This is a genomic window from Paraburkholderia tagetis, from assembly GCF_022213065.1.
GTDB classification, from domain to species: domain Bacteria; phylum Pseudomonadota; class Gammaproteobacteria; order Burkholderiales; family Burkholderiaceae; genus Paraburkholderia; species Paraburkholderia tagetis.
This window is the reverse complement of the sequence record NZ_JAKLJA010000005.1, coordinates 37,880-50,993: the sequence shown is the minus strand read 5'-3', so window position 1 is coordinate 50,993 and position 13,114 is coordinate 37,880. Positions and strand designations below refer to the sequence as shown.

Genomic DNA, 13,114 nt, shown 5'->3' with positions numbered 1-13,114 from the left:
ATCCGTTCGAGGCGGAAAAAACGAGCGCTATTCTAAACTGGCTGCGGGCGAAACCCGAATGGTCGTTGTGACCCCGCGACGCCCCCCTTGTCCCGCGGGAGTTTAGCATGGCCCTCCGTGGCGCCAATCGGCCGTGCGTCAAGGCCTGACCCGTGACTGCGGCGACGCCGCGGCAAGAGGGCTCACGGGGGCAATAGAAGCACACGACGCATAAAAAAACGGAGCCCGAAAGGCTCCGTTCCTGTTTTGGGCGGCCGGCACGACCCGATCGCCAGCGGCACGACGGCCCGCAGACCGGCTTTACTTCTGCGAATCCTGCTGGGCCTGCTGAAGGCCGCGCTTGATCCACGCGCCGAGGTTGTGGGGGCGCACCGTATCCCACTCCTCGAACGGCTGGTGAATCCAGGGATTGGTTGGCAGATGCTGGACGAAGTAGTCGGGCTTCACCTTCGAGCAGCCCTTGTACCAGAGCACCGCCGAGCGCACGCCGGTCACGGCCGGATAGCGCTCCTTGAGATGCTCCTGCACGCGCGCGAGCGTGACACCCGAGTCCACGAGATCGTCGACCAGCAGCACGTTGCCCGAGAGTTCGCCGCGCGTCATCGTGATGTACTGCGCGATGTCGAGATCGCCCTGCTCCGTGCCCGCCGCTTCGCGGTACGAGCTCGTCGCCAGGATCGCGAGCGGCAGGTCGTAAATGCGCGAGAGCTGGTCGCCCACGCGCAAACCACCGCGAGCGAGACACAGGATCTGGTCGAACTTCCAGCGCGACTCGTGTACCGAGAGCGCGAGCAGTTCAATCAGCCGGTGATACTCATCCCAGCCGACCCACAGGTTCTTTTCATCGTTGCGCGGGTCCATCATTTGAATCATTTTTGCATCTACCTTGTTTCTACTTCTTTACACCTTGAACGGGTGACGCAGCAGGATCGTTTCGTCGCGATCCGGACCGGTGGAGACCATGTCGACCGGCACACCTGCCACTTCCTGCACACGCGCCAGATACGCCTGTGCGCTCTTGGGCAAAGCGTCCCACTGCGTGATGCCGATGGTGCTTTCCTTCCAGCCTTCGAACGTTTCGTAGACCGGCTCGCATGCGGCCACTTGCGAGGCGCCGCGCGGCAGGATGTCCACGTCCTTGCCGTCGATCTTGTAGCCGACGCACAGCTTCACTTCGTCGAGACCGTCGAGCACGTCGAGCTTGGTGATGCACAGGCCCGTCACGCCGTTGATCTGGATCGAGCGGCGCAGCGCAGCGGCGTCGAGCCAGCCGGTGCGGCGCGGACGGCCCGTGACCGAACCGAATTCCTTGCCCACCTTCGCAAGCGTGAGGCCGACTTCTTCCTGGCGATCGGCGTTATCGGCGTCGTACAGTTCGCTCGGGAACGGGCCCGCGCCGACACGCGTGCAATAGGCCTTCGTGATGCCGAGGATGTAGTCGAGCTTTTGCGGACCCACGCCTGCGCCCGCCGACGCCGCACCTGCGACGCAGTTGCTCGACGTGACGTACGGATAGGTGCCGTGGTCGATGTCGAGCAGCGTGCCTTGCGCGCCTTCGAACAGCAGGTTGCCGCCTTCGTTGTTCACGTCATAAAGGCGACGCGAAACGTCCGTTACCATCGGCTTCAGACGCTCGGCGTACGAGAGCATCGTGTCGAGGGTCTGCTGGAAGTCGACTGCCGGCGCGCCCAGGTACTGCGTGAGCACGAAGTTGTGATAGTCGAGGTTCTCGCGCAGGCGCTCGGCGAAGACTTCCGGCTCGAACAGGTCCTGCACGCGCATACCGCGGCGCGCGACCTTGTCTTCGTAGGCCGGTCCGATGCCGCGGCCCGTCGTGCCGATCTTGGCCGCGCCGCGCTTGGCTTCGCGCGCCTGGTCGATGGCGACGTGATACGGCAGGATGAGCGTGGTGGCTTCGGAAATGAAGAGGCGCTTCTGGACGTCGATGCCCGCTTCTTCGAGCTCGCTGATTTCCTTGAACAGGGCTTCGGGCGAGAGCACCACGCCGTTGCCGATATAGCAGGCGACGCCGGCGCGCATGATGCCCGAGGGGATCAGCCGGAGAATGGTCTTCTTGCCGCCGATGATGAGTGTGTGACCGGCGTTGTGACCGCCCTGGAAACGCACCACGCCTTGCGCGTGGTCCGTCAGCCAGTCGACGATCTTGCCCTTGCCTTCATCGCCCCATTGGGTGCCCACGACGACGACATTGCGTCCCGGGGTTACATTCACTGCGCTGGCAGACATGGTGTTTCGTTAGCTGGTTAAAAACGTATTCTACCTGGGTTCGGAGGCAGGGCCGCCATTTTTTCCCAAAATTCCCGGGATTTCCTTTTGTCCTCAACGGCATGCGTGCTGCCGGAGCCCTCGCCAGGGCCCCTTCCGCGGCGGCTCAGGCGCGCGCTTCGAGCACCCACGCGCCGTCGCGCTCGACCAGCACGCGGTCGCAGGCGAATTCGTCCATGTCGTGCTCGTGACCCGGCAGCGCCTGAATCACGACTTCGCCAGCATCGCGCAGGGCCGCGACAGCGGCGCGCAGCGACTCGTCGTGGCGCCACGGCGCGAGGACGGCGCTGCTACGCGCCTCCACCGGCGAAATACGCGCCACTTCGCGCAGATCCAGCGAAAAGCCGGTCGCCGCGCGAGCGCGACCATAGGCCTCGCCCACCTTGTCGTAACGGCCGCCGCGCGCGACCGCGTTGGGCACGCCGTCCACGTAGGCCGAGAACATCACGCCGCTGTGGTACGCGTAGCCGCCCAGATCGGCGAGATCGAGCATCAGCTCCGCGCCTTGGATCTCGCTCATGAGGAACGCCAGGTCGCCCAGCGCACGCGCGATGCCGGGCAGCGCCGGCAGGCGCTTGCGCGCCTCTTCGATGACGCCGGCGTCGCCGTACAACGACGGCAGCGCGCGCAGTGCGTCGCGCGACACGGATTGCAGATTGGCGGTGAGCTCCGCCAGACGCGGCACGTCCTTGCCAGCCAGCGCTTCATACAGAGCGTCGCCGAGCGCGGCGGCTGCGGGGTCGGCTTCGAAGATCGCCGCTAGCACGCCTGCGTGCGAGAGGTCGAGGCGCACCTTCGCGAGGCCCGCGAGGCGCAGCGCGTCGAGCATCAACTGCTGGATTTCGAGGTCGGCTTCGAGGCCCGCATGGCCGTAGATTTCCGCGCCGATCTGGATCTGCTCGCGCGTGGCGTGCAGGCCGCGCGGACGCGTGTGCAGCACGTTGCCCGCGTAGCACAGGCGCGTTACGCCCTGGCGATTCAGCAGATGCGCATCGATGCGCGCTACCTGTGGCGTGATGTCCGCGCGCAGACCGAGCGTGCGGCCCGACAGTTGATCGACGAGCTTGAAGGTGCGCAGGTTCAGATCGCGCCCGCTGCCCACCAGCAGCGACTCGAGATACTCGAGCAGCGGCGGCATGACCATTTCATAGCCATACGTACGAAAGCGGTCCAGCAGGCGGCGGCGCAGCTCTTCGATCTTGCGTGCCTCGGAAGGCAGCACGTCGGCGATATTCTCGGGAAGTAACCAGGTCGACATCGGGTCAAGTCCTACAACGATAAAGGCCGCGCGGACGCGGAACGCACTAGCCGCAAAGCCTGGGCGCGCACGCGCGCCTGCGCGGGCCGGACGATAGAAACGGCGCACGCCGTGAGGCATGCGCCTTGAATTCAGGTGGCGAGCAGCAGCAACACGAGACCGAGCCCCATCACAACCAGCCCACCGATCCGGATGTGATGCGGCGGCCGTTCCGCAATTCTACGAAACGTGTCGCGCCACGCCGCCGGAAAGACGAACGGGAACATGCCCTCGATAATCAGCATCAATGCGATCGCGAGCAACAGGGAGCCAGCTATGTTCATGCGAAGAGGCACGCCGCGCAGATGCGCGGCGCCCGTGTCTCAATTTGTCTAGTGTTTGCGCGGTGCGGCCGGAACAGGAGCCGACGGCGCCTCTCCGTTCGGACTGCGCATGAAGCGGAAGAAGTCGCTCGAAGAGTCGACCACAACCACGTCGCCCGGCTTGAAGCTCTCGCGGTACGCCTGCATGCTCTGATAGAAGCGATAGAAGTCCGGATCGCGGCCATACGCCTGCGCGGAAATCGCCGCGGCCTTGCCGTCGCCCTCGCCCTTGATGGCCTGCGCCTGGCTGTACGCATCGGCGAGCACGCCCTGCTGCTTGCGCTCCGCCTCGTCCTTGATCTTCTGCGCCTCGGCGGCGCCCTTTTCGCGCTGGTCGGCGGCGGCCTGCTCGCGCGCGGCGCTCATGCGCTTGTAGACCACCTCGGCGAGTTCCGCCGGATAGTCGATGCGCGTGAGCTCGACGTCGACCACGTCGATGCCCAGCGGCGCAGCGGCCGTCTTGAGCGCATCGCGCGCGCCGTTGGCGATCGCTTCTTGCTGTGCAAGGGCATCGCTCAGATCGACCTTCGAGAACGCCTTCGACAGCGCGTCGCGCGAGAGCGGCGCGAGCCGGTCCGCGAGCACCTGCTGGTCGCCCTTGGTGGCCGCGAAAAGCTTGAGTGGATCGGCAATGCGATAGCGCACGACCGGGTTCACGAGCAACTCGGTCTTGTCGGCGGTCGTGTAGCGGTCGGCATCGGACGCATCGAACGCCTGGATGCGAGTATCGATGAACGTGGCGGTCTGGAACGGCGGCGGCAGCTTCACGTGCAGGCCAGGTTCGGCGAGCGTCGCCTTGGCGCCGCCCGAGGAGGATACCACCGCGACATGGCGCGGATCGACGACGAACACCGCCGACGAGGCCACGAGCACCACCACCACGAAGGCGACGACGAACGCAATGATCTTGTTCATGTCGGCGCTCCGTTATTGCACATCGTCTTCGCGGCCGCGCGAGCGCAGCGCGTCGCGCGAACGGAAAGCGTCGCTCGCCGCCTGGGCCGCGTCACTCGCGGACGGCGCCGGCGCCGCGCTCCGCTGCTGGGCGCCCTGCTGCGACCGTGGCGACTGCGTGCCTTGCTGCGCGCCCGGTTGCCCGCTTTGCTGCCCAGCCTGCGACCCGCCTTGTTGCATGTCGCTGCTAGCCGAAGGCGCGGTTGCTGTGGCATTTGCATCCGATGCGCCGCTAGCCGGAGCCGCAACAACACCCGAGGCGCCTGTTGCCGCAGCGGCGCGCTGACGCGTCGCGTCGACGATCTTGTCGAGCGGCAGATAGATCACGTTGTTGCCCGACTTGCTGTCGACGAACACCTTCGTCGTATTCGAGTAAATGTGCTGCATGGTGTCCAGGTACATGCGCTCCCGAATGACGGCCGGCGCCTTCGCGTATTGGTCGTAGACGCTGTTAAAGCGCTGTGCGTCGCCCTGCGCCTGCGCGACCACGCGGTCGCTGTAGGCCTTGGCGTCGTCGATGAGACGCGCCGCTTCGGTTTGCGCGCGTGGCAGCAATTGATCGGCGTAAGCCTGCGCGTCGCGTTTCGCGCGCTCGCTCTCCTGGTGCGCCTTCGCTTCGTCGTCGAAGGCGGATTGCACGCGATCGGGCGCCGTCACGCCCTGAATCGTCACGCCGACCACGCCAAGTCCAGTCTTGTAGATATCCAGCGCGTGCTGGATGGAGTCGGCGAGTTGCGCGCGAATCGGCTCACGGTCCGCATAGAGCAGATCGTGAGTGCTATGCGCGCCCACCACGGTGCGCACGGCCGACTGCGCGGCCTGGCTCACGGTGAGATCGGGATCGACGCTGTGGAACAGATAATCGGTGGGCTGCTTGACCTGGTACTGCACCGTGAAGCGCGCGTCGAGAATGTCGCCGTCGTGCGTGAGCACCGAGGCATCCTTCACATTCGACGGACGCACGAGATTATTGCGGCCGATCTCGACGCTGCGGATCTGGCCAACATTCACGATTTCCTGCGTCTGGAACGGGAACGGGAAACGCCAGTGCACGCCCTGGCTGACCGTGTGACGATACTGGCCGAACTGCAGCACTACGCCGGCCTGTCCGTCCTGAACGACGAACACGCCGCTGCCGACATAGATGGCGATGAGCACGCCAAGCACGATGCCCACACCGATGCGCGCACTGCGGCCATTGTCCGGCCGCGGGCCGAGCCCGCCCGGACCACCCTTGCCCTTCTTGCCGAAGAACGCCGACAGGCGTCGATTGAAATCGCGCCACATTTCGTCGAGATCGGGAGGGCCGTCACCCTTGCCGCCGCCATTGTTGCCGTTGTTGCCCGACGGGCGCCGTGCGTCGTCGGTGCGCTGGCCATTGCCCTCGCCACGGCCCCACCTCGGGTCGTTCAACGAGAAAATGGCGCGCGCGCGCTGCCAGCCAGTCCGCTTGTTGTAATCGTTCACCTGTGTTCGTTCACCAGAGTAGACAGCGGGTCATGTGCGTGGAGGTTCCTCGTCGGCGCGCCTCGGGCCGCACCGCGAGGCGCCCTTCCGGGAGCGTTCAGCGGCCGAGTTCGGGTTCCCTGCTGGGTTCGTGTGGTGCCGCGGTCCAGTCAGCGGCCAGGAGCTGCGACGGCTGTGCGAGCCGCTCGGCAGTTGCGATTTCGGCGATGGCGGCGCGCAGCGCATCCAGTCCGACGCCCGTGCGCGCGCTCAAAAAGACGCGCGAAATATTACCATACTCGTCCCGCTCGACCGTCCCGCCCCGAGCCGCCAGTTCAGGCACGGCGTCGATCTTGTTGAACACCAGCACCTGGCGGATGGTGTCCGCGCCGATCTCGTGCAGCACCTCGTTCACCTGGTCGATCTGGTCGAGCCGCACCGAACTCGACGCGTCCACCACGTGTAGCAACAAGTCGGCCTGAACGGTTTCCTGCAGCGTCGCGCGAAATGCCGCAACGAGTTGGTGAGGCAGTTCGCGGATGAAACCCACAGTGTCAGACAAGACGATCTGGCCCACTTCGTCGCCGAGCCAAACGCGCCGCGAAGTCGTATCAAGCGTGGCGAACAACTGGTCGGCGGCATAGGCCTGCGCCTTGGTGAGCGCGTTAAAGAGCGTGGATTTACCCGCGTTCGTATAGCCAACCAGCGATACCGACATCGTGCGCGTGCGCTCGCGCTGACGCCGCTGCGTGCCATGCTGGCGACGCAGCTTGGCGAGCTTGCCCTGCAGCATCTTGATGCGCTCGCCGATGAGCCGGCGGTCGGTTTCGAGCTGCGTCTCGCCGGGGCCGCGCAGGCCGATACCGCCCTTCTGGCGCTCGAGGTGAGTCCAGGCCCGCACGAGGCGCGTGGCGAGATACTGAAGCTGCGCGAGCTCTACCTGGAGCTTGCCTTCGTGGCTGCGCGCGCGTTGCGCGAAAATATCGAGAATGAGGCTCGTGCGGTCCACCACGCGGCGATCCAGCGCACGCTCCAGATTGCGTTGCTGGGCAGGCGAAAGCGCGTGATTGAAAATGACGATTTCGATGTCGTTCGCCTCGCAGGCGAGACGCAGTTCCTCGGCCTTGCCGCTGCCGATGAACATGGCGGCGTCGGGGCTGGAACGTCGCCCCGTGAGCGTGACGGCAGGAGAGGCGCCCGCGCTCTTCGCGAGCAGGCTGAGCTCTTCGAGGCTGGCTTCGAAGTCGGTCTTGCCGAAGTCGATGCCGACGAGTGCGGCGTTGATCAAATTAGCTGTTGTCAAAATAGAAGCGGCCGGGCCGCAAGCGCCAGCGTGGCGCTCCGGGCCGGCCGCGTCAAAAATCAGGACGCTTCCGCATCCGGGTGGAAGTTCACCGGACGGGCCGGGACCACCGTGGAAATGGCGTGCTTGTAAACCATTTGCGTAACCGTATTACGGAGCAACACGACGTACTGGTCGAACGATTCAATGTTCCCTTGAAGCTTGATGCCGTTGACCAGATAGATCGAAACAGGCACGTGCTCCTTGCGCAGCGCGTTCAGAAACGGGTCTTGTAACAGTTGCCCTTTGTTGCTCATAGCAAACTCCGTATTTTTTTGCAGGTTTAACTAAACTGGCGCCGAAGAAAAAGAAATCCGGCGCCAATCGCTACACTATAGCTGATTCTCGTTCCACCGCGCCCCTCCCCACCGTCCGGCCAGGAGGGTCAATCGCGCGCTTACGCGGGGTAGCGAACGCAGTTCAGCTTTTTTCAGTGTAGGGATTCGTCGAAGAACGAAACTCTATGCGCAATGGAGTCCCGGTCAGTGAGAAAGTTTCCCGGAAGCGGTTCTCCAGGTAGCGCTTGTAGGTATCAGTCACCGCGTCGAGCGCATTGCCGTGGATCACGATGATGGGTGGGTTCTGTCCCCCCTGGTGCGCATAGCGCAGCTTCGGACGCACCGGACCACGGCGGCGCGGCTGCTGGAACTCCACGGCTTCGATGAGCGCGCGCGTCAGGCGCGGGGTCGGGAGCTTGGCCATCGCCGCGGCATACGCATCGTCCACCGAGCGCATCAGCGGTCCAATGCCGAATTTTTCCGTCGCCGAGATGAAGCGCATTTCCGCGAAGTCGAGGAACTTCAGCTTGCGCTGCAGGTGATGCTTGGTCCGCTCGCGCGCGTGGTCGTCCATGCCGTCCCACTTGTTCACGCCCACCACGAGCGCACGGCCCTGCTCCACCACGAAGCCCGCGATATGCGCGTCCTGATCCGAGATTTCCTGGCGCGCGTCGAGCAGCAGAATGACCACGTTGGCGTCGGCGATCGACTGCAGCGTCTTCACGACCGAAAACTTCTCGATGGCCTCGAACACTTTGCCGCGACGACGCAGGCCCGCCGTATCGATCAAGGTGTACTTCTTGCCGCCGCGCTCGAAATCCACGTAGATGGAGTCGCGCGTGGTGCCCGGCATGTCGAACGCAATCACACGGTCTTCACCAATCAGCGTGTTGACGAGCGTCGACTTGCCCACGTTCGGGCGGCCTACGATTGCAATCTTGACGCCGTGCTTGTTGGCGTCTTCTTCGCTCTCTTCCGGATGATCCGCGTAGGCCTGATCGAGCGCCTCGTTGATCATTTCGGTCACACCGTCGCCGTGCGCTGCGGAAATCGCGCGCGGGTCGCCGAGGCCCAACTCATAGAAGTCTGCGGCGACGGCGCTGTACTTCATGCCTTCGGCCTTGTTGACCACAAGGTAGATCGGCCGGCCAGTCTTGCGCAGGTAATCGGCGATGTGCTTGTCCTGCGGTGCGAGGCCGTTGCGGCCGTCGCAAATGAATACGACGATGTCGGCTTCCTCCACCGCCTGGCGCGTCTGGCGCGCCATTTCGTGCAAGATGCCGTCTTTCGCGACCGGTTCGAAGCCGCCGGTGTCGACCACGAGATAAGCGCGATCGCCCACGCGCCCTTCGCCATAGTGGCGATCGCGCGTGAGACCGGGCAGATCGGCTACCAGCGCATCGCGCGAGCGCGTGAGCCGGTTGAAGAGCGTGGATTTCCCCACATTGGGGCGCCCTACTAGGGCGATTACGGGTTTCATCTGATCTTTTCTACGGTAAGGCGCGACGCCGGAACGTCCGGCGAGTTGCGCGGCAAGCGTCTGCATTCATGCTTGCAGAGCTGCAATAGTTGCAAATTATCACGAATTGGGTCGCGCGCCCGCTACGTCAGCCCTAAGGCATCGGCAGGCGCGTGGCGAGCTCGGATCATGCCCGCCAGCCGAAGCGATGTGGATTGACGCTTTCCCCGGCGCGGCTGCCTGGTCGGGGCATCTTTGCAATCCACCGGCTCATCATGCGCGCGGCCGGTACGCGCCGGCCTGCGAAACGGCCAACCCCAGTCGGATAACGGAGCCATCCACCATCCCGGTCAAATGGCGCCAGGACACCAAAAGTATTTTGTGCTTGCAGCAAGCACAAAATACAAGAGGCCGCTGCCCGCGGGCGCGGCCCCCTCGATGCGAAGCCCGACAGCACGCGTCGGGCGCCCTCATCCAGTTAACGCGGACGCAGACCGTACAGGTCGCCGTCCTTCGTTTGCACGATGAGCGTGTTGCCAGCCAGCACCGGTGCGGCGGTGATCGGGCTGCCGTCGGTCTTCACGCGCGATACGAAGCTGCCGTCGTCGAGCGAGAGGAAATGCACGTAGCCCTGGTAGTCGCCAACCACGACTGCATGGCCGAGCACGGCCGGCACGCTGACGTCGCGGTTCTTCAACTTGTCCGTGCTCCAGGTCTGGTCGCCATTCGAGACGTTGTACGCCTTCACGACCGACCAGTCGTCGCCACCCACCACCGTGGTGTCGCCCTGGGCGATGCCGCTCGTGCTCGAAAACGGCTTCTCCCACATCGGACGGCCCGAATTGGCGTCGAAGCAGCCCAACTGGCCCTGGAACGTGACCGCGCACGTGGTGGCACCGATGAGCGTGGGCGGACCGCTCACGTCATTGATACGCTCGACTTCGGTCACACCCTTCGGATACGACACCGGCGTTTCCCAGAACGCATCGCCGCTTTGCAGGTTGATCGCCGCGAACGCGCCACCCGGGAAGCCCGCGAGCACGGCCTGATCGCCCGCGAACGTCATGCCAGACGACACGCGCAAATTGAGCGGCACCGCGCGGTTGCGATAGACCCACTTCTGCTCGCCGGTCTGCGCATTGAACGCGACGATCTGGCCGTCGATGGTACGCACGATCACGAGACCGTTGCCAACCAGCGGCGGCGAAATGATCTCGCCTGGCGCCTTGGCTTGCCACGAGAGCTTGCCGTTGGAGTCAAGCACATAGACATTGCCCTTCAGACCGCCGACGGCCGTGAGATTGCCGTCGCTGCCGACGCCCGCCGAGATATCGTCCTTGAGCTTGGTGCGCCAGACTTCCTTACCCGTCTGCGCGTCGAACTTCGCGACCGAGCCGTTTTCGCCTGCGGCGTAGACAGCGTCGCCCACGGCGACCGGCGAGAACATATAGCGGCCCGCCTTGCCGACGCTCGCCTTCCACACCTGCTGGACGTCCAGCACCGGCTTGAACTCGGTCAGCGGCACCGGTACGCGACGCTCGTCTTTCGTCGACGAGCAAGCCGCCAGCGCGAGGACGGTCATCGCACAGGCGACAGGTACAACGGTTCGTTTCAGCAAATTCATCGGTGAACGAAGCATGAATGGAATTGGTTTAGCTGTTTATCTTCACGGGCGGTAGGCGCAGCTTGCTTAGCCGCCCAGCGCGTCGAGTTTGAACTGGATCAACTGGCGCTCGGAGGCATCGCTCTTGGGCAGGCTGTCGAGCGCGAGCTTGTAGGCCGCGCGCGCGTCGTCGGACTTGCCCGCCGCCGCGAGCAGGTCGCCGCGACTATCCGCGACGATGCCCTTGAACGGCCCCGAATCCGGTTGCGGAATCAGCGCGAGGCCCTGATCGTAGGCCTTTTCGTCGAGCAAGACGGAAGCCAGGCGGATCTTCGCAACCTGACGGAACTCCTCGTCCTTCGCGTGATCGGCCGCCCATTGCAATTGAGCCTTCGCACCCACGGTGTCACCCGCCATATAGAGCGACTTGGCCACGCCCAGCGCGGTCATCTGCGCATACGCGGTGCCGCCGAAGCGGTTTTCCATATCGGTCGCGATGCGCGTGAGCATTGCCTTGTCGCTGCTGGCGCTCGCCTGCTGCACCTGGTCGTACAGCACCGCAGCCTCGGCCGCCTGACGGCGTTGCCAGAAGTTCCAGCCGTTCCACGCGGCGAGCGCGAGCAGAACGATCAGCACGATCCACGTAGTGGCGTTACCCCACTGCGCCCACCATGCCTTGAAACTCTCGATCGATTCCTGTTCGTCGTGGTAACTCATCGCGTAGCGATTCCTTGATTATTCTGAAGCCCGTTGATAACGCATCGCAATTAGTCGTCGCCGTCTTCGGCGGATGCAACCATCGCATTGATTAGATATTCGGTCAAGTCTTCGAGTGCTACCGTCTGTTGCTCGCTGCGAGCCTCGTCGGCACCGCCGCGCAGCGCCTTCACACCCGCCACGCCCTTGGCCAGTTCGTCTTCGCCAAGCACCACGGCGAACGCCGCGCCGCTTGTGTCCGCACGCTTCATCTGCGACTTGAAGCTCGCCGCCTGGCCGTCTGCGCTGCAATGGAGGATGACGTCAAGACCGGTGTCGCGCAGACGCTCTGCCACGATGAACGCCTGCTCGCGCGCCGCCTCGCCCTGGTGCACGACGTAGACGTCGCAACCTTCCGCCTCCGGCACGAGATCCTCTTCCTTGAGCAACTCCAGAATGCGCTCGACGCCCATCGCCCAGCCGCAAGCCGCCGTGGGCTTACCGCCAAGCTGCTCGATCAGCGGATCGTAGCGGCCGCCGGCCGCCACCGTGCCCTGCGCGCCGAGCTTGTCGGTCACCCACTCGAACACGGTCAGATTGTAGTAATCGAGACCGCGCACGAGACGCGGGTTGATCTTGAACGGAATGTTATTCGCCTTGAGCAGGCGTTGCAGCCCTTCGAAGTGCGCAAGCGAGTGCTCGCCGAGGAAGTCGATCAGCTTCGGCGCGTTGTTCGCGACTTCCTGCAGCGCGGGGTTCTTCGTGTCGAGCACGCGCAACGGGTTCGTATACAGGCGACGCTTGCCGTCTTCATCGAGCAGATCGACGTGCTGCTCGAGATACTTGATGAGCTCGACGCGATGCGCGGCGCGCTCTTCGGCCAAGCCCAGCGAATTGATTTCAAGCTTGATGCCGGTCAGACCGAGGTCGTCCCAGAGGCGCTGGCACATCAGGATGATTTCCGCGTCGGCATCCGGACCCGCGAAGCCGAGCGCTTCCACGCCAACTTGATGGAACTGGCGATAGCGGCCGCGCTGCGGACGCTCGTGACGGAACATCGGGCCGACATACCACAAGCGCTTCGGACCGTCGTAGAGCATGTTGTGCTCGATCGACGCGCGCACGACCGCAGCCGTATTCTCCGGGCGCAGCGTGAGGTTCTCGCCGTTGAGCGCGTCGGTAAAGCTGTACATCTCTTTTTCGACGATGTCGGTCACTTCGCCGATGCCGCGCGTGAAGAGTTGCGTATGCTCGACGATCGGCGTGCGGATATTCTGGTATCCATACGAACGGAGCATGGACTTCACCGTGGTTTCGAAGAAGTCCCACAGCCCTGCGTCCTGCGGCAGGATGTCGTTCATGCCCTTCACGCCGGTCAGCTTTTCCGGCTTTCTTTTCTGTTCAGTCATTGCGTTGCGAATGTACTTGCG

The 13,114-nt window shown here is 64.1% G+C and carries 12 protein-coding genes; all 12 read right to left on the bottom strand.

What is annotated here, in order from left to right; genetic code table 11:
• Positions 1–300: 300 nt before the first annotated feature.
• Complete coding sequence (locus L5014_RS08975; RefSeq protein ID WP_238463275.1) at positions 301–873, bottom strand: phosphoribosyltransferase; 573 nt, start codon at positions 871–873, stop codon at positions 301–303.
• A 27-nt stretch (positions 874–900) separates the two neighbouring features.
• Entirely contained in the window at positions 901–2,247 is a 1,347-nt protein-coding gene (locus L5014_RS08970) for an adenylosuccinate synthase (RefSeq protein WP_238463273.1), read from the bottom strand.
• Positions 2,248–2,392: 145 nt separating this feature from the next.
• The gene (locus L5014_RS08965) at positions 2,393–3,544 is read right to left on the bottom strand and encodes an ATP phosphoribosyltransferase regulatory subunit (protein ID WP_238463272.1); all 1,152 of its coding nucleotides are present in this window, start codon (positions 3,542–3,544) and stop codon (positions 2,393–2,395) included.
• Positions 3,545–3,675: 131 nt separating this feature from the next.
• Positions 3,676–3,867, bottom strand: coding sequence for a DUF2065 domain-containing protein (locus L5014_RS08960; protein ID WP_238463270.1), 192 nt, complete (start codon positions 3,865–3,867; stop codon positions 3,676–3,678).
• A gap of 48 nt (positions 3,868–3,915) precedes the next feature.
• Positions 3,916–4,821, bottom strand: coding sequence for a protease modulator HflC (hflC, locus tag L5014_RS08955; protein WP_238463268.1), 906 nt, complete (start codon positions 4,819–4,821; stop codon positions 3,916–3,918).
• Between the two features lie 12 nt (positions 4,822–4,833).
• Positions 4,834–6,327 (bottom strand): FtsH protease activity modulator HflK, encoded by a 1,494-nt coding sequence (gene hflK / locus L5014_RS08950; protein WP_238463266.1) that lies wholly within the window; start codon positions 6,325–6,327, stop codon positions 4,834–4,836.
• A gap of 97 nt (positions 6,328–6,424) precedes the next feature.
• The gene (hflX, locus tag L5014_RS08945; protein ID WP_238463265.1) at positions 6,425–7,594 is read right to left on the bottom strand and encodes a GTPase HflX; all 1,170 of its coding nucleotides are present in this window, start codon (positions 7,592–7,594) and stop codon (positions 6,425–6,427) included.
• 74 nt (positions 7,595–7,668) lie between these two features.
• Positions 7,669–7,905, bottom strand: a complete 237-nt coding sequence (gene hfq, locus L5014_RS08940; RefSeq protein WP_028210028.1) for an RNA chaperone Hfq — start codon at positions 7,903–7,905, stop codon at positions 7,669–7,671.
• 163 nt (positions 7,906–8,068) lie between these two features.
• Complete coding sequence (gene der / locus L5014_RS08935; protein WP_238463263.1) at positions 8,069–9,406, bottom strand: ribosome biogenesis GTPase Der; 1,338 nt, start codon at positions 9,404–9,406, stop codon at positions 8,069–8,071.
• 457 nt (positions 9,407–9,863) lie between these two features.
• Complete coding sequence (gene bamB, locus L5014_RS08930; RefSeq protein WP_238463261.1) at positions 9,864–11,009, bottom strand: outer membrane protein assembly factor BamB; 1,146 nt, start codon at positions 11,007–11,009, stop codon at positions 9,864–9,866.
• A 66-nt stretch (positions 11,010–11,075) separates the two neighbouring features.
• Positions 11,076–11,705, bottom strand: coding sequence for a tetratricopeptide repeat protein (locus L5014_RS08925; RefSeq protein WP_238463260.1), 630 nt, complete (start codon positions 11,703–11,705; stop codon positions 11,076–11,078).
• Positions 11,706–11,755: 50 nt separating this feature from the next.
• Entirely contained in the window at positions 11,756–13,093 is a 1,338-nt protein-coding gene (gene hisS / locus L5014_RS08920) for a histidine--tRNA ligase (protein WP_238463259.1), read from the bottom strand.
• Between the last annotated feature and the right edge of the window lie 21 nt (positions 13,094–13,114).